Genomic DNA, 25,831 nt, shown 5'->3' on the forward strand with positions numbered 1-25,831 from the left:
GGCCGGCAACTGCGGCCGGCAACTGCAGGATCATCGAGGTTGCCGGCCAGCGGCCGGCACTACCSGTATCCGCTCAGCGCCGATCGCGCGATGCGCGACGGCCGAACCACCAGCCCAGCAGCAACTGCACCGGCAGCGAAACCAGCAGGCCGATGACGAACCAGTGCGGGAAGTCGCCGCCCATCACCCACAGGCCATAGCCCGCGCCTAGCACCAGCAGTGACCAGATCGAGGTGCCATGCGCGCGTGGCCAGCACGGCGCGTAATAGGTGGCGAAGGCAATGGCGGCGATGCCACCCAGCACGGTGAATGCCAGGTCCCAGCCGAGCTGGGCCTCGCTTCCCGGCGTCATGCGCAGCAGCGATGGCAGCCAGCCCGCGGCACTGCTGACCAGGGCCAGCGCGAGCAGCGCGCCGATCAGCGCGAGCAGGGAGAGAAAGACGGTCTTGAGCGTGCCGGGCATGCGCGCATTGTACGGCCGCCGGGGTGCGCGGCGCTGCCGGCAGATCGGCATGGCCGCCGTGCCCGTGGGAGAGGGAAACGGACACGGCGGCCATGCACAGGGGATCAGGCAGCGAAGTCGATCACCACGCGGCCTTCGATGGTGCCGGCGTGCATGCGCGCGAACACCTCGTTGACGTTCTCCAGGCGGTCGGTGCTGACCGTGGCGGCAACCTTGCCTTCGGCGGCGAACTGCAGCGATTCCTGCAGGTCCAGGCGGGTGCCGACGATCGAGCCGCGTACGGTGACGCCGTTGAGCACCATGCCGAAGATGTCCAACGGGAAGTTGCCCGGTGGCAGGCCGTTGAGCGAGACAGTGCCGCCGCGACGGACCATGCCCAGCGCCTGTTCGAAGGCCTTGGGCGAAACCGCGGTGACCAGCGCACCATGCGCGCCACCGATCTCCTTCTTCAGGAACGCGGCCGGATCGGTGGTGCGCGCGTTGACGGTGACCTGTGCGCCCAGGCGCCTGGCCAGGGCCAGCTTGGCGTCGTCCACATCCACTGCTGCCACGTTCAGGCCCATCGCGCGGGCGTACTGCACGGCCATGTGGCCGAGGCCGCCGATACCGGAAATGGCCACCCAATCACCGGGCTTGGTGTCGGTGACCTTCAGGCCCTTGTACACGGTGACGCCGGCGCACAGCACCGGTGCGATCTCCACGAAGCCCACTTCCTTCGGAAGCAGGCCGACATAGTTGGCATCGGCCAATGCGTACTCGGCGAAGCCGCCGTTGACCGAGTAGCCGGTATTGCGCTGCGTTTCGCACAGCGTTTCCCAGCCACCCAGGCAGTGTTCGCAATGGCCACACGCCGAGTACAACCAGGGGATGCCGACCCTGTCACCTTCCTTGATGTGCCCTACCCCGCCTCCCACGGCCACGACGTGCCCCACGCCCTCGTGGCCGGGGATGAACGGCGGGTTCGGTTTCACCGGCCAGTCGCCCTCGGCGGCGTGCAGGTCGGTGTGGCAGACGCCGCAGGCCTCGATCTTGACCAGCACCTCGCCCGCCCCCGGGCGCGGTACCACGACTTCCTCGATGACCAGCGGCTTGCCGAACTCACGGACGACGGCGGCCTTCATGGTTCTGTTCATGCGTGCTTCTCCGTAGTGCGCTTGCAGACAGGATGGCGCCGGCCCCATGCCCGCGCCTTGATCCCGATCAATCCTCAGAAGAAGCCGAGCTTCTTCGGTGCGTAGCTGACCAGCAGGTTCTTGGTCTGCTGGTAGTGGTCGAGCATCATCCGGTGGTTCTCGCGGCCGATGCCTGACTGCTTGTAGCCGCCGAACGCGGCGTGCGCCGGGTAGGCGTGATAGCAGTTGGTCCATACCCGCCCGGCCTGGATCGCGCGGCCCACCCGGTACAGTCGCGCGGCATCGCGGCTCCAGACGCCGGCACCCAGCCCGTACAGCGTGTCGTTGGCGATCTGCAGCGCTTCTTCTTCGGTCCTGAACGTGGTCACCGACACCACCGGCCCGAAGATCTCCTCCTGGAACACACGCATGCCGTTGTGGCCCTTGAACACGGTCGGCTGCACATAGAAGCCGCCGGCCAGGTCGCCACCGAGCGCGGCTCTGTCACCGCCAATCAGCACCTCGGCGCCTTCCTCGCGGCCGATGGCGATGTAGGACAGGATCTTCTCCAGCTGTTCGCCCGATGCCTGCGCACCCACCATGGTGTTCGGGTCCAGCGGATTGCCCTGGCGGATCGCTGCCACGCGTTCGAGCACACGCTCCATGAAGCGTTCGTAGATCGATTCCTGCACCAGTGCGCGCGACGGGCAGGTGCAGACCTCGCCCTGGTTGAAGGCGAACATGACGAAACCTTCCACCGCCTTGTCGAGGAAATCATCGTCCTCGGCCATCACGTCGGCGAAGAACAGGTTCGGCGATTTGCCGCCCAGCTCAAGCGTCACCGGAATCAGGTTCTGGCTGGCGTACTGCATGATCAGGCGGCCGGTGGAGGTTTCACCGGTGAAGGCGATCTTGGCGATGCGCGGGCTGCTGGCCAGCGGCTTGCCCGCCTCCAGGCCGAAGCCGTTGACCACGTTGAGCACGCCCGGCGGCAACAGGTCGCCGATCACCTCCATCAGCACCAGGATCGACGCCGGGGTCTGCTCGGCAGGCTTGAGCACCACGCAGTTGCCGGCGGCCAGCGCCGGCGCCAGCTTCCAGGCCGCCATCAGCAGCGGGAAGTTCCACGGGATGATCTGCCCGACCACGCCCAGCGGTTCGTGGAAATGGTAGGCCACGGTGTCGTCGTCGATCTGCGACAGGCTGCCCTCCTGCGCACGCAGGCAACCGGCGAAGTAGCGGAAGTGGTCGGCCATCAACGGCACGTCGGCGTTGAGCGTCTCGCGGATCGGCTTGCCGTTGTCCCAGGTCTCGGCGTGGGCCAGCAGTTCCAGGTTCTGTTCGATGCGATCGGCGATGCGGTTGAGCAGCAGCGCACGGTGGGCGGCCGACGTGCGGCCCCAGGCGTCCTTTGCGGCGTGCGCGGCATCGAGTGCGGCGTCGATGTCCTCGGCGTTGGAGCGGGCAACTTCAGTGAACACCTGGCCGTTCACCGGCGAGATGTTGTCGAAGTACCGGCCGCTGCGCGGGGCGATCCATTCGCCACCGATGTAGTTGCCATAGCGCGGCTTGAACAGGGAGCGCGGATCGGTGGCATGCGGGCGGGTGGACGGTACGGCGTTCATGACGGCTCCTGAGATGGACGTGGTGTTTCCACAGGCGCAAGGACGATGCCAACTGTGGCCTGCTGCGCTGCATCACGCCTTCACCGCCCGGCCGTCGGTCATCCTGTCGCGCGCCCTGCGGCAGCGCAGCAGGCGCGGTCGTTGCAGGCCGACGCGGGGTGTGCTGTTAATCGGGACAGGTCCCGCAACAACTGTCGCAATGTGCGACACAGGAGGCTGTCGGTGTCCCCGCTTGCTCCCGATCCCCGCCTGGGAAGTGCCCGGCGCAGCTTCTTCGAGCGCGGCGCTGCGCCCGTCGGCGCGGTGCCCGAGGCGATCCTGCATTCCTGGCAACGCTGCCAACGGCACGGCCTGCTGGTGGATGCGCAGCCGGCCGCCGAACCATTGACCGACAACCGCCTGCGCGAACTGCGCCAGCGCCGCGAGCGCCTGTGGCGACAGGCGCGCCCGGAGCTGGATGGACTGGCGGCGGAAATGACCCACAGCGGCAGCATCGTGCTGCTGACCGATGAAGACGGCTGGATCCTCGACGCCGAAGGCAGTGCCGGTTTCCTCGACAAGGCGGGTCGTGTCGCGCTGATGCCGGGCATGCGCTGGGACGAGGGCACGGTCGGCACCAACGCGATCGGCACCGCGCTGGTGGACGGGCGCGCGCTGCAGGTGCGTGGCGGCGAGCACTACTTCGCCCCGCACGGCATCCTCACCTGTTCGGCCGTGCCGATCCTGGATCCCTACGGGCAGTGCCTGGGTGTGCTCGATGTGTCCGGCGACGCGCGGCTGCCACATGTGCACGCGCTGGCGCTGGTGCGGCAGGCGGTAGCGCAGATCGAGCACCGCGGTTTCGCCGACGGCCTGGCCGACTGCGAGCTGCTGCGCCTGCATCATCAACCCGCGCTGCTGGGCAGTGCGCGCGAAGGCGTGCTCGGCTTCCGCGGCGGTCGCCTGGTCGCGGCCAATCGTGCCGGCCTTGCCTTGTTCGGGCTGGATCGCCAGGACATCGGCCGCACGCCGTACGAAGCGCTGTTCGAACAACCGCTGTCGCGGCTGGCAGATGACGGCGTGCTGCTTGATCGCCAGGGCCGTCGTCTGTACGGCGTGCGCGAGGCCCGTGCGTCGCGACGCAGTGTGGCTACGCCTGGACCGACCGCGCCGTTGCCGGCGAGAGCGCAGGGCCCACTGTTCGATAGCGGGCAGCAACAACAACTGGCCACCGCAGGACGCGTGCTGCAGGCCGGGTTGCCGGTGCTGCTGCAGGGCGAGACCGGCACCGGCAAGGAAGTCTTCGCGCGGGAACTGCACGCACGCAGCACGCGTGCGGGAAAGCCCTTCGTCGCGGTGAACTGCGCGGCACTGCCGGAAGGCCTGATCGAAGCAGAGCTGTTCGGCTACGAGGAGGGTGCCTTTACCGGTGCGCGCCGGCAGGGCAGCCCGGGCCTGCTGCGGCAGGCCGAGGGCGGTACGTTGTTCCTCGATGAGATCGGCGACATGCCGCTGGCGCTGCAACCGCGCCTGCTGCGCGTGCTGCAGGAACGCGAGCTGTCACCGCTGGGCGGCGGCAAGCCGGTGAAACTGGATTTCGCACTGGTCTGCGCCAGCCACTGCGAACTGCCGCAGGCGGTGGATGCCGGTCGCTTCCGTGCGGATCTGTATTACCGCATCGCCGACCACGTGGTGACCCTGGCGCCGTTGCGGCAGCACCCCGATCGCGCTGCCGTGGTGGATGCCCTGTGGCAGCAGCTGGGACAGGGCCATGCGTTGTCGTCGCAGGCCCGCGCGGCGCTGGCCGCCCATGCCTGGCCCGGCAACCTGCGCCAGCTGAGTGCCTGCCTGCGCACGCTGGCCGCACTGGCTGAGCCGGGGCAACCGGTGGGCCCGCAGCTGCTGCCCGCGGACGTACGTGCTGGCACGCCCACCGCGCCCGCAGTGCCTGCCAGCGGGGCATTGGAGGAGATCGCCGAGGCGGCCATGCGCCAGGCGCTGGCCGAGTGCCAGGGCAACGTCAGCGCGGCCGCCAAGCGGCTGGGGATCAACCGCAGCACCCTGTACCGCCGGCTGGGTACGCCACGCGGCTGAGCGGATGCGCTGGCGCCGGGTCTGTGCCCGGCTCCAGCAGGGGCCGAGGGATCAGCCCGCCAGCACCGCGGCCTCGCGTGCCAGGCGCTCGACGCTGTCCCAGTCGCGGGTCTGCATCAGCGCGGCGGTGGTCAGCCACGAACCGCCCACGCACAGCACGTTGGGCAGATGCAGGAACTGACTGGCGGTCTGCGCACTGATGCCGCCGGTCGGGCAGAAGCGCACATCGCCGAACGGGCCGTGCCACGCCGACAGCATCGCGGCACCACCGGCCTGCACCGCCGGGAAGAACTTGAAGGTGTCCAGGCCGTGTTCCAGGCCGACGATCAGCTCCGAACCGGTGGCCACGCCAGGCAGGTAGGGCAGATCGGCATCGCGCGCGGCGGCATACAGCCGTGGGGTCGCCCCGGGCGACACCGCAAAGCGGCCGCCGGCCTGTTTCACCGCCTGCATCTGCGCGGCATCGAGCACGGTGCCGGCACCAATCACCGCATCCGGCACGGCCTCGACCATCGCCTTGATGGCTTCCAGCGCGCGCGGCGTGCGCAGGGTCACCTCGATCACCGGCAGGCCGCCACGGAACAGCGCCTGCGCGACCTGTACCGCATCGTCGATGTCATCGGGGGTGAACACCGGAATCACCGGTGCCAGTTTCAGTACCGCACGAACGCGTGGATCAGCGCCGGACATCGAATCGCTCCTCGCCCACCAGGGCCAACACATCAGCTTCGCTGACGGGATTGAAATCGCCGGGAATGGAATGCTTCAGGCCCCCGGCGGCCAGGCCGAAGCGCACGGTGGCGTCGGCATCGAAGGCCGACAGGATGCCATGCAGGATGCCTGCCGCGAAGGCATCACCGCCGCCGATGCGGTCGACGATGCCCTGCAGCTGGCGTACCGGGGCCTGCGCGCGGGTGCCATCGCGGCCGAGCAGCAGCGCGCCCAGCGCATGGTGGTCCACGCTCAGCGTCTGGCGCTGGGTGCAGGCCATCCACTGCAGCTGCGGGAACGCTTCGAACGCGGCCGCTGCCGCCGCTTCCACACGCGCGACCACGTCGGCCTGTTCGAAACGCTGGCCGAGGATGACTTCGATATCGCGGTAGTCGGCGAAGACGATGTCGGCCTGCGCGAACAGTTCGTGCAGGATCGCCCGCGCATCGCCACCCCAGCGTTGCCACAGCTTCGGCCGGAAGTTGCCATCGAAGGACACGCGCACGCCCAGTGCACGCGCAGCGCGCGCTGCGGCCAGGGTGGCCTGCGCCACGTCCGCGCCCAGCGCCGGGCTGACCCCGGACAGGTGCAGCCACTGCGCGCCCTGCAGCAGTGCGGGCCAGTCGTAGTCGGCGGCGGTGCTGTTGGCGAATGCCGAATCGGCACGGTCGTAGACCACTTCGCTGGCCCGTTGCACCGCGCCGGTGGTCAGGAAATACAGACCCATGCGGCCTTCGGCATCTTCGCGCACGCCGCGCGTATCGACCCCATGCCGGCGCAGTTCGGCCAGCGCATGCGCGCCGAGGGCGTTGCCGGCGACGGTGCTGACCATGGCCACGTCATGTCCAAAGCGGGACAGCGAGACAGCCACGTTCGCCTCGGCACCGCCGACATGCACCTGCAGCTGCGGCGACTGCAGCAGCAGTTCGCGACCGGGCGCACCCAGGCGCAGCAGCAGTTCCCCGAAACACACGATACGACCCATTTCTGCTCCTTCACGCGTGCCGCCCGCATGTGACACTGGGCGGCGTGGTAGTGGACCACGCGTGGGGCGTGGAATTGGCTAGCGGTGTCATTTCAATCCCGCCCATCCTTGCCCTTAGCCTACCAAACTGTTGGAAGCACTGTCCTGCAAGCGTCTTGGAGACATTTCAGATCTGTTGCGGTGCAAGATGCCGGATCGGGAACGTGCTGTTAACGTCCGGCCTGACCAGCGGTGTCATCCCGCTGAAACAGCCGCGATACCAGACCTTTGGGAGAGGGGAAAGGCATGCATTCTCGGAACCATGAAAAAAAGACACCGGTTACCTTGCTCGCGTTGGCCGTCGCACTGGCCCTGGCAGGCAACGCCGGCGCGCAGCAGCAGAGCGCCAACCCGAACGCCACCGACCTGGATACGGTCACCGTCACCGGCTACCGCGCCAGCGTGGAGAAGGCGCTGGACATCAAGCGCGGCGAAGCCGGCGTGGTCGATGCCATCGTTGCCGAGGACATCGGCAAGTTCCCCGACCTGAACCTGGCCGAGTCGCTGCAGCGCATCCCGGGCGTGGTCATCACCCGCGAGGCCGGCGAAGGCCGCAACATCTCGGTGCGTGGCCTCGGCCCGGAATTCACCCGCGTGCGCATCAATGGCATGGAAGCGCTGACCACGGTCGGCGCCGGTGACCAGAGCGGCGGCACCAACCGCGGCCGTGGCTTCGACTTCAACGTGTTCGCCTCGGACCTGTTCTCGCAGCTGCTGGTGCGCAAGACCGCCTCGGCCGATGTCGAGGAAGGCTCGCTGGGCGCCACCGTCGATCTGCGCACCGCGCGTCCGTTCGACTACGACGGGTTCACCTTCGCCGCCAGTGGCCAGGCCAGCTACAACGCGATGGCCGAGAAGGCCGATCCGCGCATTGCCGCGCTGATCTCCAACACCTTCGCCGATGGCACCTTCGGCGCGCTGCTGTCGGTGGCCTATTCCGAGCGCCAGGCGCTGGAGGAAGGCTCCAACACCGGTCGCTGGGCCAACGGCCCGAGCAACGGCAACTTCGCCGCGTCCTCGCCGTTCGCCGCCGCGCGTGGCGCCGATGTGTTCCATCCGCGCTTCCCGCGCTACGTGCAGATGGAGCATGAGCAGAAGCGTCTGGGCGTGACCGGTTCGCTGCAGTGGAAGCCGAACGACGCCACCGAGATCTCGCTGGATGCGCTGTACTCGAAGATCGACGCAACGCGCGACGAGCACTACATCGAGGCGATTTCCTTCAGCCGTGGCGCCAATGCGAGCGCACGCCTGTCGGGCAAGCCGACCACCATCGTCAAGAACGGCGAGATCCGCGACAACGCACTGCTCTACGGCGAATTCGACAACGTCGACATCCGCACCGAGAACCGCCACGACGAGTGGAGCACCGAGTTCAAGCAGATCGCGCTGAACGGCCAGCACCGCTTCGGTGATGACTTCACCCTGTCCGGCAAGATCGGCATCTCGCGCTCCAAGCACGAGAACCCGGTGCAGACCACCGTCATCATGGACAAGTACGACGTCAAGGGCTACAGCTACGACTACCGCGGCAACAGCCGTGCGCCGATCCTCAACTACGGCATCGACCCGACCAATCCCAACGGCTGGGAACTGGCCGAGATCCGCCTGCGTCCGCAGTACGTGGACAACGACTTCGACACCGGCCAGATCGACTTCAACTGGAACATCAGCCCGGGCTTCCGCCTGAAGGGCGGCGTGCTGGCCAAGGACTACACGTTCAAGACCGTCGAACTGCGCCGCGCCAGCGAACTGGCCGTGCCCAACTTCGCCGGCGGCAACAAGATCGTGCCGGTGAACCTGACCGAGCAGGCCGGACTGAAGGGCATCAGCGGCAGTCCGTCGAACTGGGTCGTGCCGGACCTGGATGCGATCGCCGAACAGCTCGACATCTACAGCAACAGCGGCACCTTCGCCGTCGCCCCGCGCGCCAACAATGTGCGCAGCGTCGAAGAGAAGGACCGTGGCGCCTACCTGATGGGCGAGTTCTCCACCGAACTGGGCTCGCTGCCGTTGTCGGGCAATTTCGGCGTGCGCTACGTGCGCACCAAGCAGTCGGCCACCGGGCAGTCGACGCTGGCCAACGGCACCGTCGAAACCACGGTCAGCCGTACCTACGATGACACCCTGCCCTCGTTCAACCTGGTGGCGGAAGTCACCCCGGACTTCCTGATCCGGCTGGGTGCGGCCAAGGTGATGAGCCGTCCGGGGCTGGGCAGCCTGACCCCGGGCGCGACGGTGGCCGTGGCCGGTGGTGCACGCACCATCTCCAGCGGCAACCCGATGCTGGATCCGATCCGCGCAACCAATGTCGACCTTGGTTTCGAGTGGTACTTCGCCGAGGGCGCAATGGCCGGCATCGGCCTGTTCTACAAGGACATCGAGAGCTTCGTACAGACCACCCGCGAAGTGCGTCCGTACAGTGACAGCGGCCTGCCGGCTTCGCTGCTGGTCGGCACCGGCGCCTCGGCCACCGATGACTTCACCTACAGCAAGCCGGTCAACACCCCGGGCGGCGAACTGCACGGCGTGGAGGCCAACTACACCCAGCCCTTCACCTTCCTGCCGGGCAAGTGGGCCAACCTGGGCATGCAGTTGAACTACACCTGGGTGGAATCGAAGATCCAGTACATCAACGCGGCCGGGCAGCCGGTGATGAAGACCGACCTGACCGGCCTGTCGAAGTCGTCGTGGAACGCCACGCTGTTCTATGAGGGCGAGAAGTTCGCCGGGCGCATCTCGGCCACCAACCGCGATGACTACCTGACCCAGGCACCGGGCCAGGAAACCGGCTTCAACCTCGATGGCTACCACGGAATGACCGGTACCACGGTGTTCGATGCATCCATCCGCTACAAGATCAGCGACCAGCTGGAACTGAGCCTGGAAGGCATCAACCTGACCAACGAAGCGTCCGACGAGTGGGTGTACTCGCCGCTGACCGGTCGCCTGCCGCTGCAGTACACCGAGACCGGCCGCCAGTACCTGCTGGGGCTGCGCTACAAGTTCTGAGCAACGCCGACGGCGTGCCACCCGGCACGCCGTCGTTCGCCACGACCGCTGCTGCGCCGCAAGGTGCCGTCGCGGCGTGGCCTTGCTACGGTCCGGCGGCCCTCGCCGGCCGTCGCCCGTTGAAAGGAAACGCCTGATGCCGCACCGCTCGATCCTGTCCCGCTGCCTGTTGCTGGCGGTGGCCCTGGCTGCCGGCCCCGCGATGGCCGCCGCCGATGCGCCCACGCTGCTGTTCCATGTCGATGCCGGCAAAGGCCTTGAGGCCGTGGCGGCGCAGGGTGAGGCGGTGCCGAACTTCCGCGACAAGGTCGACATCGTCGACGACGGAGCGCGCGGCAAGGCCATCCAGTGGCAGGACGACGGCGTGCTGGCCTGGGATGCACCCGGCAACATCCTCGCCCAGCGTGGCACCCTCGCCTTCGACTGGCGCGCGCGCTACGCGGTGGGCGAAGCACCGTTCGTGATCTTCCGCGTCGGCTATGCCGACCACAGCAGCTGGGACATGGCCTGGCTGCGCATCGACTGGAACGGGCATGGTTTCGATGCGTTCGTCACCGATGCCAACCTCGCCCGCACGCGCGTGTCGTTCCGCATGGACACGCCGCCACGTGCGGACCAGTGGCTGCACCTGGCCTTCGCCTGGGACGAAGATCAGGGTGTACGCCTGTTCGTCGATGGCCGCGAGGTGGCGCGTGTGCTGGCCAGCGGCGATTACGATGCCGCGCTGGACCAGCTCGGCCTGGCCGGGCGGGTGATGGCGCCCTACCAGGTGCAGAGCCGCTACAACTTCCTGCGTGGCAGCGACTTCCAGCACATCCGCGTGTATGACCGCATGCTCGATGCTGCGGCCGTCAGTGCGCTCGCGCGCGGCAAGGCCGCCGAAAGCGCCGTTGCCAGCACTGCCGATGACCGTGCGTGGCGCCATCGCTTCGGCTGGGAAGGCGCGCCGCCACCGCCATTGACCGCAGCCAGCACGCGCATCCGCAAGATCGAATTCGACGATGCCCGCGACCTCAAGGCGTGGATGTGGAAGGCCACCGACGGCATCGCCGAGACCACCTGGCCCGGTGTCTACAACCGCTCGCGCCTCCCCGGCCGCAACGACTACTTCCAGTTGCCGGACTGGAACACGTATGTGGAAAGCGGCCAGCATCTGGACCTGACCGTGCCGGCCGGCGAGACCGTCAACCGGGTGGAGATCCGCGGCGCGGCCTTCGGCACGCTGGCCCATGGCCGCGATGCCGCGCACGCCACCCAGGTGCTGGCCACGCGTCCGCAGGGTGTGGTGCGCAGCGTGGACGACATCCCGGCACAGACCGGTGGCGTGCTGCGCTTCAGCAACGTTGAACAGGAAACGTCGATCCAGGAGATCTGGGCGTATGGCGTGAGCGAAGGTGCCGAGCCCGACGGCACGGTCAAGCAGACCTATGTCATCGACAGCCAGGCACTGCCGGACTACACCAACCTGGACACACTGCGCCGCTACATCGAAGGCCGCTACCCGGCGGCCGAACGCAGCACGGTGATGGCGCTGCCCAAGGGGGCGGGCTCGCGCCGGCGCCCGGCCGATTCGTTGCCAACGCAGCCCAAGCCCATCGTGCACGTGCTGATTCCCTCCGGCGTGGGCGATGCGCCGGCCAACCAGCCGTTGATCCGCAGCTGGGCCTACAGCTGGGAGAACATGCATGACGGCCTGGATGGCGTGGCCATCGATATTCCCGCGCTCGACCTGCCGGCCACGCACGATGGCCTGATCCCGCTGAACCTCCGCATCAAGGATCCGATCTGGCCGGCGCGCGACATGATCGATGTATCGGTCTCGGTGCAGCCGGGGCAGAAGCGCACGCTGTGGCTGGACCTGCGCGACCGCATCCTCACCGCCGACAGCCTGTGGTTGAGCATCGCCTCGGCTGCCCCCGGCTTCGACGCCAAGGCACTGGACGGTGCGCAGGTGCGGCTGGTGTTCAAGCCACGCGCCGATGCGCTCAAGGAGCATGTGGCCGACCGCTTCAACCAGGTGCGCGACAACTGGGGTTTCCTCGTGGAGGAACACACCACCTCCAAGCGCCAGCGCCTGTACGCGCGCGTCTACGCGGACCTGAGCGATCTGCTGCGCGTCGACCCGGACCACGAACTGGGCCGGTTGTACTGGAACTACATCAGCTACAACAGCCAGGGGCGACCGCCGTACACCGCGCCGGAGGTGCCCAAGGGCGTACCGGCGTGGGCCTTCCACCAGGTGCAGGACCTGGCGCAGGTGCGGCAGTTCGTCGACTGGTGGATCGATCAGCGGCAGGTGACCTACGGCGATTTCGGTGGTGGCATCTCCGATGATTCCGACCTGACCCAGCAGTGGCCCGGCCTTGCCCTGATGGGCGTGCAGCCGGACCGTCTGAATGCCTCGCTGAGCGCATTGTCCGACGCGGTGTACCGCAACGGCATGTTCAGCAATGGCCTGAGCACCATCGAGACCGACGAGCTGCATGCCTACGAGGAAGGCATCAACACCAACAGCGCGATGCTGTACCTCAACTGGGGCGATCCGCTGACCCTGGAACGGCTGATGGAAACGGTGAAGGCGTTCGACGAGCGCATCATCCTGCGCAACCCGCAGGGCCATGTGCTGTTCTCCAGCAACTGGTTCGGTGGCAACAAGGTCTACCGCGAACCCAACTGGCAGTGGCAGAAGCCGTACTCGTTCCCGGTGCTGCACCCGGCATTCCTGCTGGGCCAGTACAACGCCGACCCGACCGGGCGCCGGCTGGTGATCGGCCTGGCCGATGGCTATCTGGCCCACGCCGGCACCGACGACAAGGGCCGCTTCACCCTGCCCAACGAGATCAACTGGGCCACGGGTGCGACCCGCGGCGGCGAACTCAACAACGGTTCCGGCAGCGGTGACACGATGCACACCTTCTGGGCGGCATGGCGCTGGACCGGTGATGCGAAGTACCTGCAGGCACTGGATTATCGCGTGCAGCGCGGCGGCCCCGGCGCGCTGGCCAACCTTGGCGAGAACTATGTAGAGGCACTTGGCCGGCAGCAGGACTGGTACCCGCTGCTGACCGCCGAGGCCGACGCCGGAAAGACCGGTTTCGCCAGCCTGATGGCATGGCAGGCCAGCGGCGAGCGGAAGTACATCGATGCGCTGCATGCCGAGGGCCTGCAGGCCAAGGCACAACGCGCGTACATGAACACCGAGGGCCATTGGTGGTCCGACCGGGTGGAAGCACCGAGCGAGTTCCTGCAGCGTGCGCGGCTGGGCGGCATCGCCCTGAAGCGCAACCAGAGCTGGCCCGGGCACACCGTCAGCTGGCGCTTCGATCGTGAGGGCGCCGCGGAACAGGTGGCACTGCTGGTGCATGCGCCCTCGCGTGAGCGCTTCACGATCACCAGCCACAACCTCGGCGCGCGCGTGATCGCCGCCGACATGACCGGCTGGAACGTGGGCAGCGGTTCCTGGCGCGTGCGCAGTGGCGTGGATGCCGATGGCGATGGCCGCATTGACGGTAGGCCGCGCGAGCGTACGGTGCAGCTGGAGACGAGTGCGTCGGTACCGATGCAGTTCCAGCCCGGTCGCACCGAAGTCTTCGAATTCGAGCGTGTGTCTGCGGGTACGCCGGTGGAAATGCGTCCGGACCTGGGCGTGGGCCGTGGCGATGTGCGGGTGGACGGGCGCCAGGTACACGTGACCGTGCACGGCCTTGGGCATGTGGCCAGCGGTGTGGGCGTGGCGATACTGGAAGATGCGCGGGGCCGCGAGATCGCACGCACCGAAGTGCCAGCGATCGCAGCACCGACCGACCTGCTGCCGAAGACGGCGGTGGTGTCGTTGCCGTTGCCAGCAGGGGATCGCGGCGGCCTGCGCGTGCGTGTTGCGCTGGCCGATGGCGGAGAGGAAGTCACGCGGCTCAACAATGTGGTGGATGTGCCGCGATGAATTCCGCGTTCCGCCGGGCATGGCCCGGCGCTACCGATGAATCGGTGGGCCACAAGCCCTGATAGCGCCGGGCCATGCCCGGCGGAACGCAATCAGGACGCCTCGGTCTCCATCGCCTTCACCCGGCGCTGGTACCAGCCGTCATCCAGCGGATCGAACACCGCGCTGCGCTCCATCACGCCCTGGTAGACGTGCACGGACACTGCCACGTCCTCGTCGCTGGCGTTGCGCAGTGTGTGGTACTCGTGCGGCGGAATCAGGCTGCCGGCGCTGCCACGGTGCCCGTACAGCGTCTCCTGCGCAGCGAAGCGGTGACGCTCGCCACGCTGTTCCAGCAGCGCGTACGGGGTCACGATCAGCTCGCCCTGCCACACGCCCTCCACGCACCACATCGCATCGTGGTCGTGCAGTGGCGTGCCCTGCCCCGGGCCCCAGCACATCGCGATCACGCTGTAGCCCAGCGTGGCGCTTCGGTACAGTTCACGGCGCGCGTAATGGCCGTCCACGGGGCGACGTACGCAGGGCGGCAGCTCGATCAGCGGATCGACGATGGCTTCACGCAGCACCCGCTGCAGCGCACCGGTGATCGCCTGCGGATCGACCAGGCAGACGGCGGCATCAATCCCTGCAATCAAGCGCTCGCGGCCGGTGAACGGCGGTGGCGTGAACATCGCTTCCATGAACCGACTCTAGCCGAGGCGGGTTAACAGAATGTTTGCACCGCGGTGTCATCACTGCGTGCCGCGCTGCACGAACGGCACTTTTGCATAGAGCGCACGCTCGCCGGCACGTGGATCGTCAACCACGCGGCTGTGCCGATCGAACACCATCGTCTGCCGTTGTGGCACGCCATAGGGAGCCCATTGCGACATTCCCGCGTGATTGGGATCGCCGGTACGCGCAAAGGCGATCAGCGCATCGCTCATCGTCGCTGCCAGTGCTCGGGCGTCTTCACCACCGCCGGTACGCGCGCCCGGCAGGCCGGCGTTGTCGAACACCAGCGGAATATCCAGCGTATGGAAGGCACGCAGGCGTCCGTCTTCCACCGGTGATGGCCAATCGAGCTGGTAGGCCCAGGTGGGTGCGGCCCCGGTTGTCTGCCGAGCGCGTGCTTCCAGTTCCTCCACCGCACCACGCCACGAGCGGCCGGCGGTGGTGGCCGCGAAGAACACCTCTGAGGGCGTGTAGTGCGGATACAGGCGTCGATATTCTGCGATCACCACCGAGGGCAGCAGATCGACGAACTGCTGCTTCTCCAGCTGCGCCGGCAGATCCTCCCAGGTGAGCGTGAAGTTGGCCGGGTCGTTGCCAAGGAACGCGCGCGTCTCATCACGGGTGTTGCCGATCACCATCGGAATCGACGCGGACTGCGCCGGTGCCTGTGGCCAGAACGGGTGCACCGGCAGCACCACCTCATCCAGTACCGGGCCGAAGTACAGCGCGCTGCTTTCCACCCGCGAGGGATCGCGGGCGCGGGTGGCGGCCAGCAGCTCGGCCGCCGGCAGTCGCAGCAACGCCTGCAGGTCGCGCGCGGCCACGGTTTCCATCGCAATCGAAGCCCGTTGCGCCGCCGCACGTGGACCGGCGGCGGTCACCTGCTGCCCGCTCATCGTCCACGCGCGCTGGAACAGGCCTTTCGCCGCGGGCATCGCCATCAGCGTGGCGATCTTGGCGCCGCCACCGGATTGCCCGAACACGGTGATGTTGCCGGCGTCGCCGCCGAACACCGCTGCATGCTCGCGCACCCACTGCAGCGCCTGCACCAGGTCGAGCTGGCCGACGTTGCCGGAGGCCGCATAGCGCGGATCGCCGAGCGCGCCCAGGTACAGGTAGCCGAAGGTGTTCAGGCGATGATTGACGGTGATCACCACCACGTCGCCGCGTCTGCACAATGCGCTGCCGTCGTACAGCGGATCGCTGCCAGAGCCGTTGTTGAAGCCACCGCCATGGATGTAGACCAGGACCGGCCGCTTGCCGCCGTCGCCCAATGCCGGCGTCCAGACGTTGAGGAACAGGCAATCTTCGCTGCCCGGCCCGTCCGCTCCGCTCTGTGGCGCAGACGCGGCGTATTCCAGGGCGTCGGCGATACCACGCCAGCCCGTCTCGCGCCGTGGCGGCTGGAAACGGTAGGCGGAGGTGTCAGCGCCATAACGCAGACCACGGAACACGTGCACGCCGTGCTCGCGCTGGCCACGCACGCGGCCGCCACGCAGGCGTGCCACCACCTGTGTGTCATCACGTGGCCCAGGCACCGCGGCGGCAGGAAGCGCTGCGAGGGTGGCCGTGGCCAGCGCCCAGCGTGCACTGTCGCGCAGGAAACGGCGGCGCTGCAGGTTGGCATCCCCCTGGTTCAATGTGCCGCCTCCGTCGCCTGCAGCCAACGTTGTGCCAGCAGCGGCCACACGGCCAGCGTTGAATCAGGCGGCATGCGCATGCCGAAGCCATGGCCGCCATGGGCGAACAGGTGCAGCTCGTGTTCGACACCCGCCTTGGCCAGTGCCTGCGCCATCACCTCGCTGTTGTGCACGTTGACCACCCGATCATCGTTGGCATGGATCAGCAGCGTTGGCGGCATGTCCGCGCGTACGTGCTGCTGCATCGAATACTGCGCGGCCAACGCCGCATCGGGCTGCTCGCCCAGCAGGCGTCCGCGTGAGCCGCTGTGTGCATGCGCGCCCATGTCGATCACCGGATACACCAGCACCGCGCGTGCGGGACGCGCGCTGAGGCGATCGATGGCATCGCGTGGCGGGTAGACCGGCGCATCGAAACCGGTGGCCAGCCGTGCGGCGACATGGCCGCCGGCGGAGAAGCCCATCACCGACACGCTGTCGGCATCCAGCCTGCGCCGTGCGGCCTGGTCGCGCACCACGCGCAGTGCGCGCTGCGCGTCGGCCAGTGCCGCCTGGCGGTCGCGGCCGGCCTGCGGCAGGCGGTAGCGCAGCACGAACAGGGTGTAGCCGGCACGGTCCACCCACTCCGGCACCAGCGCGCTGTCCTCCTTGTCGATCACCACGCGCTGGTAGCCGCCACCGGGAATCACCAGCAGCGCGCGGCCGTTGGCACGGGCCGGCGTGTGCACCAGCAGGTAGGGCGCATCGACCTGGTCGATGAAGCGATCGGGGTGGGCCGGGTCATCACTGCGCTCGACCACGCGCGCCGGCCGCGCAGTGCCCGTTTCACCGGGGACCTGCCCCGCAGGCCATAGCGGCAGCTGCTCGCCGGCAAGCTCCCGGCCCAGGTGTTCGCCTGCGCGCAACGGCACATCGGCCGCGGATGCGGGGACGGTCAGCAGCAGGCCTGACAGCAACAACAGCACACGGGAAAAACGCATGGTGGAAAGGGCTCCAACGGGGAGACAACAGAGTGGCCGAGGTCACCGGAAAGCGCTCGTGATGCGCTGCGGCTTGCACGATGACACCGGTTTACCATATACACCTCCTGCAGACGCTGTCGATGGGCAGTGCAACAACGCCAGAGGGAGACCGTTCTTGAGCAACGAACACGGCATACATGGGCAGACGCCGGCGCCGGACGATGCGGCCGCGATCGCCCACGCTTTCACCACCGCGCGCCGCGGCGGCCAGGCCCTGCCCGGCTTCCCGGGCCTTGTCCCGCCTGACCTGGTGGCTGCCTACCAGGTGCAGGATCTGGCCATTGCCAGCTGGGATGACCAGGTGGTGGGCTGGAAGGTCGGCTACATCGCCGCCGAGCGCCGCGATGCGTCCGGGGACGACCGCCTGCTGGGCCCGGTTTTCTCGCGTCAGCTGAAAAATGCTACCGGTGGAACAGTGGACATTCCAGTGTTCGTCGGCGGCTTCGGCGCGGTCGAGGCGGAGTACGTGCTGGAGCTGTTGGAGGACGCTCCCGCCGCACAGCTGCACTGGACGCCCGAGCAGGCTGAAGCGCTGCCGGCGCGCCTGTACATCGGCGTGGAAGTGGCCAGCAGCCCGCTGGCGACGATCAACGAACTCGGCCCGCGCGTGGTGGTGTCCGACTTCGGCAACAACAACGGCCTAGTGCTGGGGCCGGAGATTGCCGATTGGACTGCCCGCGACGAAACCGACCTGCGCGCCGAAACCCTGATCGAGGGCGAGGTGGTCGGCACGGGTGGTGCCACCCGGCTGCCCGGCGGCCTGCGCGCGGCATATGCGTTCGCGTTGTCCCGTTCGGCGCTGCGCGGCCGGCCGTTGCGACGGGGCGACCTGATCGCCACCGGCAATGCCACCGGCATCCATGACATCACCGTGGGGCAGACGGCGCTGGTGCGGTTTGCCGGCTTCGGCGAAATTGCCTGCAGGGCCGTGCCGGCCGGGTAACCGCCGCACGATCCGGTGAACACGCGCGGGAGGGCGCAGATGATCACACGACGACATTTCCTGGCCGGCGGCGCTGCTGCGCTGGCCACCCCGATGCTCGCGGCCTGTGGCCGCGGGCCCGCCGATGCCATCGACGGCGGCCAGCTGCTGACGGCCACCGACGTGCACGTGGCCGACTATCCCACCGTGACCGCGGTGAAGTGGATCGGCGAAACCCTGCAGCGCGAAAGCAACGGTCGCCTGCGCCTGCGGCAATACCATTCGGGCCAACTCGGTCGCGAATCGGAAGCGATCGACATGGCCCGTTTCGGCGCCATCGACATCACCCGCGTGTATGCCGGTGCGTTGAACAACGCTTTCCCGCTCACCCAGGCGCTGTGTCTGCCGTACGTGTTCGAGTCGGTGGCGCACCAGCGCGCCGCACTGGATGGCGGCATTGCCGATGCGGTGCTGCGTGGTTTCGAGAGCCGCGACCTGGTCGGCCTGGCCATCTATGATTCCGGCGCACGCTGCTTCTACAACACCAAGCATCCGATCGTGCAGCCCGGTGATCTGCACGGGCTGAAACTGCGTGTGGCGTCCTCGGACATCTTCATCCAGCTGATGCGCCTGCTCGGCGCCAACCCGACGCCGATGTCGCTGGGCGATACGTTCTCCGGCATGGAGACGCACATGATCGACGGCGCCGAGAACAACATGCGCAGTTTCCACTCCAGCCGCCACTTCGAGGCCGCGCACTACTGGTCGCAGAGCGATCACTCGTATGCGCCGGACGTGCTGTTGATGTCGCGCGCCAGTTTCGAGCGCCTGCAGCCGGCCGACCGCCAGCTGCTGTTGGAGACCGCGCGCGCCTCGGTGAAGGTGATGCGCGAGCAATGGGATGCGTCCGAAGATGCCGCGCGCCGCGCGGTGCTGGCCTCGGGCGTGAAAGCCAACGAGGTGGACCTGCCCGCCTTCCGTGCCGCCGCCCAGCCGCTGCTGCAGCAGTACCTGCAGCAACCCGAGCTGGCTGCGCTGGTCGCCCGCATCCGTGCCGCCGCCTGAGGACACTGCCATGACCGAGACGACGATTTCCACCGGACCCGGCCAACGCTTGCTGGACCGCATCGCCGACATCGCCATCCATGTTGCCGTGGCCGCGCTGCTGGGGCTGGTGGTGGTGCAGGGCTGGCAGGTGTTCGCCCGCTACGTGATCAACGATTCGCCCAGCTGGACCGAGCCGGTGACCCTGCTGCTGCTGGCCACCGCCATGAGCCTGGGCGCGGCCTGCGGCGTGCATACCAATCGCCACTTCGGCTTCTTCCTGCTGCACGGCTACATGGGCGCCGGCCTGCGCCGGGTGGTGGATGTGTTCACCCAGCTGGTGGTGGCCGTGCTGGGCGGCTTCATCGCGTTCTGGTCGGCCGACCTGCTGCTCGATGGAATGGACATCAAGACCGCCGGCGCCAACCTGCCGCAGAGCATCAACTACCTGCCGCTGGCCGTGGGCGGTGCGCTGATGCTGTTGTTCGCGCTGAACCGTGCGTGGAAAGCGCTGCATGCCGCGGCAGCCGACGCCGACGACGCTGAAGGAGATCGTTGATCCATGGGCATCACCATCCTGTTCTCTGTTTTTGCCGCGCTGCTGCTGTTGGGCGTGCCGGTGGCCTACGCGCTGGCCGCCGCTGCGCTGGCCACCCTGCTCTACCTGGACATTCCCAGCATCGTGCTGGTCCAGCAGATCTCCGCAGGTACCGGTTCGGCCTCGCTGATTGCCATTCCACTGTTCATCTTCGCTGGCGAGATCATGATGCGCGGCGGCATCTCCGAACGCCTGATCGCCCTGGCATCATCGCTGGTCGGGCGCATGCGCGGCGGCCTGGGCCAGGTCTCGATCCTGTCCTCGCTGTTCTTCGGCGGTGTATCCGGCTCGGCCATCGCCGATGTGTCGGCGGTGGGCGGCACGATGATTCCGCAGATGGTCAAGCGTGGCTACGACCGCGATTTCGCAGTCAACGTCAGCATCACCGCTGCGCTGGTGGCGCTGCTGGTGCCGCCGTCGCACAACCTGATCCTGTTCTCGGCCGCCGCCGGTGGTGGCCTGTCGATCGCTGACCTGTTCGCCGCCGGCATCGTGCCGGCGCTGCTGATGACCCTGGCGTTGATGATCACCGGCTACGTGGTCGCGCGTCGCCGTGGTTATGGCGTGGAAGTGTTCCCGGGCTGGCGCGCGGTGCTGTTGCGCATCGTCTCCGCCCTGCCCGGCCTGGGTCTGGTGGCGCTGATCTTCGTGGGTATCCGCGCCGGCATCTTCACTGCGGTGGAAAGCGCGGCCATCGCCGTGGTCTACGCCCTGCTGGTCACCACCGTGCTGTACCGGCAGCTGCGCTGGCGTGAGTTCTTCGACACCGTCATCCATGCCGCGCGCAGCACCGGCGTGATCCTGTTCGTGATCGCCACCGCGGCGGTGTTCGGCTGGTTGCTGGCCTACCTGCAGGTGCCTGCGGCGGCGGTGGACTTCCTGCAGTCGTTCGCGCACAGCCAGTTCATGGTGCTGCTGATGATCGTGGTGATGCTGCTGCTGCTGGGCACCTTCATGGACCTGGCACCGATGATCCTGATCTGCACGCCGATCTTCCTGCCGGTGGCCAAGGCCTATGGCATCGATCCGATCCACTTCGGCCTGGTGCTGGTGCTGACCGGTGGCCTCGGCCTGGTCACGCCGCCGGTGGGCTCGGTGCTGTTCATCGGTACCGCCATCGGCAAGATCAGCGTCGGCCAGAGCATGCGCACGATCTGGCCGTTCTGGTTCGCCGCGCTGGGCGTGCTGCTGATCGTCACCTTCTTCCCGTCGCTGTCGCTGTGGCTGCCCGCCGCGCTGCGCGCCTGATGAGCGGAGGCAATCACATGACACCGACGCTGCACCGCGCTGCTGCAACCGCCCTGCTTGGCCTGCTGCTGGCCGCGCTGCCTGCCCTGGCTGCAGATCCCGCGCCCGCGCAGTGGAAGCGCGGCATCGAGCACCAGCGCCAGGGCGACCTTGGCAACGGTACCTTCCTCAACCCGGTGCTGGCCGGTGACAGGCCCGATCCGTCGGTGCTGAAGGACGGCGAGGATTACTACCTCACCCTGTCTTCGTTCGACGCCTACCCCGGCCTGCCGATCTGGCACTCGCGCGACCTGGTCAACTGGCAGCCGCTCGGCCATGCGATCACGCAGAACGTAGGCGCGATCTGGGCGCCGGACATCGTCAAGCACCAGGGCCGCTACTTCATCTACTTCCCGGCGCGCACCGGTGAGCGCCGCAGCAACTTCGTGGTCTGGGCCGATGACATCAAGGGCCCGTGGAGTGCGCCGATCGACATCGGCCTGGGCGGCTACATCGACCCCGGCCACGCGGTTGGCGAGGACGGCAAGCGCTACCTGTTCCTCAGCGGCGGCGACTACGTGCAGCTGGCCGATGACGGCCTGAGCGTGGTGGGTACGCCCAAGCATGTGTACGACGGCTGGCGCTACCCGGAAAGCTGGGACGTGGAGGCCTACGCGCAGGAAGGCCCGAAGATCCACTTCCGCGATGGCTGGTACTACATGACCACTGCAGTGGGCGGCACCGCCGGCCCGCCGACCGGGCACATGGTGATCACCGCGCGCTCGCGCTCGATCCACGGCCCGTGGGTGAACGCGCCGAACAACCCGATCATGCGCACCCGGTCGGCCGCTGAACCGTGGTGGTCGCGTGGCCACGCCACGGTGATCGAAGGCACCGACGGCCGCTGGTGGATGATGTACCACGGCTACGAGAACGGCTTCTGGACGCTGGGCCGGCAGGCGCTGCTGGAACCCATCGAATGGACCGCCGATGGCTGGTTCGTGGCCAAGGGCGGCGATCTCGGGCAGCCGCTGCGCAAGCCATCGGGCAGCGCGCTGGCACCGCACGGCATGGCCCTGTCCGATGCTTTCACCGGCCGTGCGCTGGGCCCGCAGTGGGCGTTCTTCAACCCGGCGCTGGATGAAGAACGGCGCCTGCGCTTCAGCGGCGACGGCCTGGTGCTGCAGGGCAAGGGCAGCACGCCGCGCGATGCCTCGCCGCTGACGACCATTGCCGGGGATCCGGCCTACCAGTTCGAGGTGCAGATGGAGATCGCCCCCGGCGCGGTGGGCGGTGCCCTGCTGTTCTACAGCGACCGCCTGTATGTGGGCGTGGGCAGCAACGGCGAGCAGTTCGTCATGCACCGCTACGGCGAGGAGCGCCCCACCCGGCTGGCGGCCAGCGCCAAGGGCGGCCGGCTCTGGCTGCGGGTGACCAACAACCGCCACATCGTCACCATCCATTCCAGCGCCGATGGCCAGACCTGGCAGAAGTATCCGGTTCAGATGGAAGTGTCCGGTTACCATCACAATGTGGCTGGCAAGTTCCTGGCACTGAAACCGGCCCTGTATGCGGCCGGCAACGGTGCGGTAACCTTCCGCAGCTTCCGCTATCGCGCGCTGGACTGAGCGCGCGCTGGAATCCCCAGGCTTATCGGGTTCACTACATGTCAGTGCGCAACAAGAACGATGCCGCTACGCCGGCATTGGCAAAGGGCAAGGCAGCCACGATCAACGACATCGCGCGACTGTCGGGTGTATCCAAGAAAACGGTTTCAAGGATCATCAACAACTCGCCGCTGGTGCGCAAGGACACGCGCGACAAGGTGGAAGCGTTGATGCGCGAAGTCGGCTACACCCCCGACCCGCTGGCCCGTGGCCTGGCCTTCCGCCGCTCGTTCCTGATCGGCATGGTCTACGACAACCCCACCGCGCAGTACATCGTGGACATGCAGTACGGCGCGCTGGATGCGCTGCGTGGCTCCAGCTTCGAACTGGTGGTGCACCCCTGCGACAGCCGCAGCCCGGGCTACATCGACGGCGTGCGCCGCTTCGCCCAGCAGCAGAAGCTGCATGGGGTGATCCTGGTGCCACGTGCGTCCGAAGACCAGGCGCTGGCGGACATGCTGGACGAGATCGGCTGCCGCTTCACCCGCGTGGCTGCGCTGCCGCTGGATGAAACCTCGCAGATGGTGGTCACCCACGACCGCGACGGTGCCGCCGAAGCGGCCGATTACCTGCTTTCGCTGGGCCACCGTGACATCGCCCTGGTGACCGGCCCGAGTGCATACCGCTCGGCGCACGAACGCACCGCCGGCTTCATCGAGGCGCTGTCGCAGCGTGGCATCGAGCTGCCGAAGGATCGCATCATCGAGGCCGGCTACACCTTCGAATCGGGTGTGGCCGCCGCCGAGAAACTGCTGCTGGGCAAGCGCCGTCCGACGGCGATCTTCACCGGCAACGATGAAATGGCCGCCGGTATCTACAAGGTCGCGCTGCGTGCGGGCATCAACATTCCGCGCCAGCTGTCGATCGTCGGTTACGACGACAGCCCGCTGGCCTCGCGCCTGTGGCCGTCGCTGACCTCGGTGCGCCGGCATACCCGCGACACCGGCCGCACCGCTGCGGCCATGCTGATCCAGCCCGAAGGCCAGCCTGCGCTGCAGATCGCCAGCGTGCGCCCGCACCTGATCGTGCGCGATTCCTGCCAACCGCCCGAGGATTGATCCCGCAGGGATCAATCCTGTAGGTCACGACCGTTGGTCGTGACACCTTTCACGGATCAGTCCGGTAGGTCACGACCGTTGGTCGTGACACTCCACCCGCCCTCCCCCCATCGATCGCACCTGCCGATGCCGTCCAACCACCATCGTGCAGCGCAAAATGACACCGGTTTCCTGTCTGGCTAGAATCGACCGTGAACCGTGCCGGGGCCGAACCATCGGCCCGCCCCCTGCTCTGGAGAAGCCATGTACTGCAAGACCCATTACGCCACCCATCCCGACGCCATCAAGGGCGCCAGCAACGATCAGCTGCGCGAGCTGTACCTGCTCGATGGCCTGTTCAACGCCGATGCGGTGACCCTGAAGTACACCCACTACGAGCGCTTCGTGCTGGGCGGTGCGGCGCCGGTCAACGGCCCGCTGTCGCTGCCGGCGCAGACCGAACCGGCGTCGGCCGCTGGCCATCCGTTCCTGGAGCGTCGCGAGCTGGGCATCATCAACGTCGGCAGCGGCACCGGTACGGTCACCGTCGATGGCACCGTGTACACGCTGGGGCCGAAGGATGGCCTGTACGTGGCGATGGGCAGCAAGGACGTCGTCTTCGCTTCGCAGGACGCCGCCAACCCGGCGCAGTTCTACCTGGCCTCGACCCCGGCGCATGCGCGCTTTGAAACCAAGCAGCTGTCGATCAAGGACGCGGTGGCACTGGATCGCGGCGCGCTGGAAACGAGCAACGAGCGCACCATCTACCAGTACATCGTGCCGGCCACCTGCCAGTCCTCGCAGCTGCTGCTGGGCCTGACCGTGCTCAAGCCGGGCAGCGTCTGGAACACCATGCCGCCGCACCTGCACGACCGCCGCAGCGAGGTCTATTTCTACTTCGACCTGGGCGACAGCGACCGCGTCTACCACTTCATGGGCGAGCCGGACGCACAGCGCCACATCGTCATCCAGAACAACGAAGCGGTGGTGTCGCCGCCGTGGTCGATCCACATGGGCGCCGGCACCAGCAACTACGCCTTCATCTGGGCGATGGGTGGCGAGAACCTGGATTACACCGACATGCACGTGCTGGACATCTGCCAGCTCAAGTAAGCGCCGGGCGGCCACCGCGCACGCCGTGCCGGTGGCCACCTGCCCCGCATCACGCACGCCTCTACCAAGGAACGCATACGCAATGACCAATCCCTTCAGCCTGGAAGGAAAAGTCGCTCTGGTAACCGGTGGCAATACCGGCCTGGGCCAGGGCATCGCAGTGGCGCTGGCTGCCGCAGGCGCCGATGTCGCCGTGGCCGGCATCGCCCCGCCCACCGAAACCATCGAGAAGATCACCGCGCTGGGCCGCCGCTGCCTGGCGGTGGAAGCCAACCTGATCAGCATCGAGCCGGTCGAGCGCGTGGTGCGCGAAACGCTCGAAGGCCTGGGCGGGCTGGACATCCTGGTCAACAACGCCGGCCTGATCCGCCGCGCCGACGCGGTGGATTTCAGCGAGCAGGACTGGGACGACGTGATGAACGTCAACATCAAGTCGGCCTTCTTCATCTCGCAGGCTGCCGGCCGCCACTTCATCGCCCAGGGCAGCGGCAAGATCATCAACATCGCCTCGATGCTGTCGTTCCAGGGCGGCATCCGCGTACCGTCGTACACCGCCAGCAAGAGCGGCATCGCCGGCATCACCCGCCTGCTGGCCAACGAGTGGGCGGGCAAGGGCGTGAACATCAACGCGATCGCACCGGGCTACATGGCCACCGACAACACCGCCGCGCTGCGCGCCGACCAGGACCGCAACAAGGCGATCCTCGAGCGCATTCCGGCCGGCCGTTGGGGTACGCCGGAAGATCTGGCCGGCGCGGCGGTGTTCCTGGCCTCGTCGGCGTCGGATTACATCAACGGTGCGGTGCTGCCGGTCGATGGTGGCTGGCTGGCGCGGTAATGCTTGGTTTTCGGTAGTGCCGGCCACTGGCCGGCATTTCCACCGACGCTCA

Annotated in this window: 19 protein-coding genes; 11 read left to right on the forward strand and 8 right to left on the reverse strand. The window is 67.6% G+C overall.

Annotated elements, in window-relative coordinates:
- Positions 1-73: 73 nt before the first annotated feature.
- The 3 genes from AC1DCU_RS14195 to adh all read right to left on the reverse strand — a co-directional run bounded on the left by AC1DCU_RS14195 (position 74) and on the right by adh (position 3,200).
- Positions 74-463 carry a hypothetical protein gene (locus AC1DCU_RS14195; RefSeq protein WP_025875515.1) on the reverse strand — a complete coding sequence of 130 codons (390 nt, stop codon included), beginning with the start codon at positions 461-463 and terminating at the stop codon, positions 74-76.
- 104 nt (positions 464-567) lie between these two features.
- Entirely contained in the window at positions 568-1,596 is a 1,029-nt protein-coding gene (adhP, locus tag AC1DCU_RS14200) for an alcohol dehydrogenase AdhP (RefSeq protein ID WP_025875513.1), read from the reverse strand.
- Between the two features lie 74 nt (positions 1,597-1,670).
- Positions 1,671-3,200 carry an aldehyde dehydrogenase gene (gene adh / locus AC1DCU_RS14205; RefSeq protein WP_442251650.1) on the reverse strand — a complete coding sequence of 510 codons (1,530 nt, stop codon included), beginning with the start codon at positions 3,198-3,200 and terminating at the stop codon, positions 1,671-1,673.
- A 222-nt stretch (positions 3,201-3,422) separates the two neighbouring features.
- Between adh and AC1DCU_RS14210 the strand changes: the two genes are divergently transcribed.
- Positions 3,423-5,273, forward strand: a complete 1,851-nt coding sequence (locus AC1DCU_RS14210; protein WP_442251649.1) for a sigma-54-dependent Fis family transcriptional regulator — start codon at positions 3,423-3,425, stop codon at positions 5,271-5,273.
- 51 nt (positions 5,274-5,324) lie between these two features.
- Here AC1DCU_RS14210 and eda read toward each other — a convergent pair whose 3' ends face one another.
- Both eda and AC1DCU_RS14220 read right to left on the reverse strand, forming a co-directional pair.
- On the reverse strand, positions 5,325-5,963 hold the full coding sequence (gene eda, locus AC1DCU_RS14215; RefSeq protein WP_099844519.1) for a bifunctional 4-hydroxy-2-oxoglutarate aldolase/2-dehydro-3-deoxy-phosphogluconate aldolase: 639 nt from the start codon (positions 5,961-5,963) through the stop codon (positions 5,325-5,327).
- Positions 5,950-6,969 (reverse strand): sugar kinase, encoded by a 1,020-nt coding sequence (locus AC1DCU_RS14220; RefSeq protein WP_080150218.1) that lies wholly within the window; start codon positions 6,967-6,969, stop codon positions 5,950-5,952. Before AC1DCU_RS14220 ends, eda begins: the two co-directional genes overlap by 14 nt.
- Positions 6,970-7,254: 285 nt before the next feature.
- On the opposite strand from AC1DCU_RS14220, the gene AC1DCU_RS14225 reads away from it, so the two are divergent.
- Together AC1DCU_RS14225 and AC1DCU_RS14230 are read left to right on the forward strand one after the other, a co-directional pair.
- Entirely contained in the window at positions 7,255-10,017 is a 2,763-nt protein-coding gene (locus tag AC1DCU_RS14225; RefSeq protein ID WP_248151889.1) for a TonB-dependent receptor, read from the forward strand.
- A 136-nt stretch (positions 10,018-10,153) separates the two neighbouring features.
- Entirely contained in the window at positions 10,154-13,957 is a 3,804-nt protein-coding gene (locus tag AC1DCU_RS14230; RefSeq protein WP_442251647.1) for a LamG-like jellyroll fold domain-containing protein, read from the forward strand.
- A gap of 92 nt (positions 13,958-14,049) precedes the next feature.
- Here AC1DCU_RS14230 and AC1DCU_RS14235 read toward each other — a convergent pair whose 3' ends face one another.
- Genes AC1DCU_RS14235 through AC1DCU_RS14245 form a run of 3 tightly spaced genes read right to left on the reverse strand, consistent with a single transcriptional unit; the run spans position 14,050 to position 17,291 of the window.
- Complete coding sequence (locus AC1DCU_RS14235; protein WP_282280381.1) at positions 14,050-14,637, reverse strand: cysteine dioxygenase family protein; 588 nt, start codon at positions 14,635-14,637, stop codon at positions 14,050-14,052.
- Between the two features lie 51 nt (positions 14,638-14,688).
- The gene (locus tag AC1DCU_RS14240) at positions 14,689-16,311 is read right to left on the reverse strand and encodes a carboxylesterase/lipase family protein (protein ID WP_282280379.1); all 1,623 of its coding nucleotides are present in this window, start codon (positions 16,309-16,311) and stop codon (positions 14,689-14,691) included.
- Positions 16,308-17,291 (reverse strand): alpha/beta hydrolase, encoded by a 984-nt coding sequence (locus tag AC1DCU_RS14245; protein ID WP_282280378.1) that lies wholly within the window; start codon positions 17,289-17,291, stop codon positions 16,308-16,310. Before AC1DCU_RS14245 ends, AC1DCU_RS14240 begins: the two co-directional genes overlap by 4 nt.
- 157 nt (positions 17,292-17,448) lie before the next feature.
- On the opposite strand from AC1DCU_RS14245, the gene AC1DCU_RS14250 reads away from it, so the two are divergent.
- The 8 genes from AC1DCU_RS14250 to kduD all read left to right on the forward strand — a co-directional run bounded on the left by AC1DCU_RS14250 (position 17,449) and on the right by kduD (position 25,779).
- Entirely contained in the window at positions 17,449-18,276 is an 828-nt protein-coding gene (locus AC1DCU_RS14250) for a 2-keto-4-pentenoate hydratase (RefSeq protein WP_117309136.1), read from the forward strand.
- A gap of 39 nt (positions 18,277-18,315) precedes the next feature.
- Positions 18,316-19,320: a TRAP transporter substrate-binding protein gene (locus AC1DCU_RS14255; protein ID WP_025875493.1), complete on the forward strand. Its 1,005-nt coding sequence runs from the start codon at positions 18,316-18,318 to the stop codon at positions 19,318-19,320.
- 10 nt (positions 19,321-19,330) lie between these two features.
- Positions 19,331-19,858 (forward strand): TRAP transporter small permease, encoded by a 528-nt coding sequence (locus AC1DCU_RS14260; RefSeq protein WP_442251646.1) that lies wholly within the window; start codon positions 19,331-19,333, stop codon positions 19,856-19,858.
- Positions 19,859-19,861: 3 nt separating this feature from the next.
- On the forward strand, positions 19,862-21,145 hold the full coding sequence (locus tag AC1DCU_RS14265; RefSeq protein ID WP_025875489.1) for a TRAP transporter large permease: 1,284 nt from the start codon (positions 19,862-19,864) through the stop codon (positions 21,143-21,145).
- A 17-nt stretch (positions 21,146-21,162) separates the two neighbouring features.
- Positions 21,163-22,752, forward strand: a complete 1,590-nt coding sequence (locus tag AC1DCU_RS14270) for a family 43 glycosylhydrolase (protein ID WP_478013549.1) — start codon at positions 21,163-21,165, stop codon at positions 22,750-22,752.
- A gap of 38 nt (positions 22,753-22,790) precedes the next feature.
- Entirely contained in the window at positions 22,791-23,849 is a 1,059-nt protein-coding gene (locus tag AC1DCU_RS14275; RefSeq protein WP_025875485.1) for a LacI family DNA-binding transcriptional regulator, read from the forward strand.
- A 243-nt stretch (positions 23,850-24,092) separates the two neighbouring features.
- Positions 24,093-24,941 carry a 5-dehydro-4-deoxy-D-glucuronate isomerase gene (gene kduI, locus AC1DCU_RS14280; RefSeq protein WP_032978442.1) on the forward strand — a complete coding sequence of 283 codons (849 nt, stop codon included), beginning with the start codon at positions 24,093-24,095 and terminating at the stop codon, positions 24,939-24,941.
- A gap of 82 nt (positions 24,942-25,023) precedes the next feature.
- Positions 25,024-25,779, forward strand: a complete 756-nt coding sequence (gene kduD, locus AC1DCU_RS14285) for a 2-dehydro-3-deoxy-D-gluconate 5-dehydrogenase KduD (RefSeq protein ID WP_033832661.1) — start codon at positions 25,024-25,026, stop codon at positions 25,777-25,779.
- Positions 25,780-25,831: the final 52 nt, after the last annotated feature.

It is taken from the genome of Stenotrophomonas sp. 10L48, assembly GCF_056395105.1.

Excerpts from the sequence above, each read along its gene's own strand:
- AC1DCU_RS14235 (WP_282280381.1), bottom strand. The coding sequence starts at position 14,637 with ATGGAAGCGATGTTCACGCCACCGCCGTTCACCGGCCGCGAGCGCTTG.
- eda (WP_099844519.1), bottom strand. The coding sequence starts at position 5,963 with ATGTCCGGCGCTGATCCACGCGTTCGTGCGGTACTGAAACTGGCACCG.
- AC1DCU_RS14275 (WP_025875485.1), top strand. The coding sequence starts at position 22,791 with ATGTCAGTGCGCAACAAGAACGATGCCGCTACGCCGGCATTGGCAAAG.
- AC1DCU_RS14195 (WP_025875515.1), bottom strand. The coding sequence starts at position 463 with ATGCCCGGCACGCTCAAGACCGTCTTTCTCTCCCTGCTCGCGCTGATC.
- kduD (WP_033832661.1), top strand. The coding sequence starts at position 25,024 with ATGACCAATCCCTTCAGCCTGGAAGGAAAAGTCGCTCTGGTAACCGGT.
- AC1DCU_RS14255 (WP_025875493.1), top strand. The coding sequence starts at position 18,316 with ATGATCACACGACGACATTTCCTGGCCGGCGGCGCTGCTGCGCTGGCC.
- AC1DCU_RS14245 (WP_282280378.1), bottom strand. The coding sequence starts at position 17,291 with ATGCGTTTTTCCCGTGTGCTGTTGTTGCTGTCAGGCCTGCTGCTGACC.
- AC1DCU_RS14265 (WP_025875489.1), top strand. The coding sequence starts at position 19,862 with ATGGGCATCACCATCCTGTTCTCTGTTTTTGCCGCGCTGCTGCTGTTG.
- AC1DCU_RS14225 (WP_248151889.1), top strand. The coding sequence starts at position 7,255 with ATGCATTCTCGGAACCATGAAAAAAAGACACCGGTTACCTTGCTCGCG.
- AC1DCU_RS14260 (WP_442251646.1), top strand. The coding sequence starts at position 19,331 with ATGACCGAGACGACGATTTCCACCGGACCCGGCCAACGCTTGCTGGAC.
- adhP (WP_025875513.1), bottom strand. The coding sequence starts at position 1,596 with ATGAACAGAACCATGAAGGCCGCCGTCGTCCGTGAGTTCGGCAAGCCG.
- adh (WP_442251650.1), bottom strand. The coding sequence starts at position 3,200 with ATGAACGCCGTACCGTCCACCCGCCCGCATGCCACCGATCCGCGCTCC.
- AC1DCU_RS14270 (WP_478013549.1), top strand. The coding sequence starts at position 21,163 with ATGACACCGACGCTGCACCGCGCTGCTGCAACCGCCCTGCTTGGCCTG.
- AC1DCU_RS14230 (WP_442251647.1), top strand. The coding sequence starts at position 10,154 with ATGCCGCACCGCTCGATCCTGTCCCGCTGCCTGTTGCTGGCGGTGGCC.
- AC1DCU_RS14220 (WP_080150218.1), bottom strand. The coding sequence starts at position 6,969 with ATGGGTCGTATCGTGTGTTTCGGGGAACTGCTGCTGCGCCTGGGTGCG.
- kduI (WP_032978442.1), top strand. The coding sequence starts at position 24,093 with ATGTACTGCAAGACCCATTACGCCACCCATCCCGACGCCATCAAGGGC.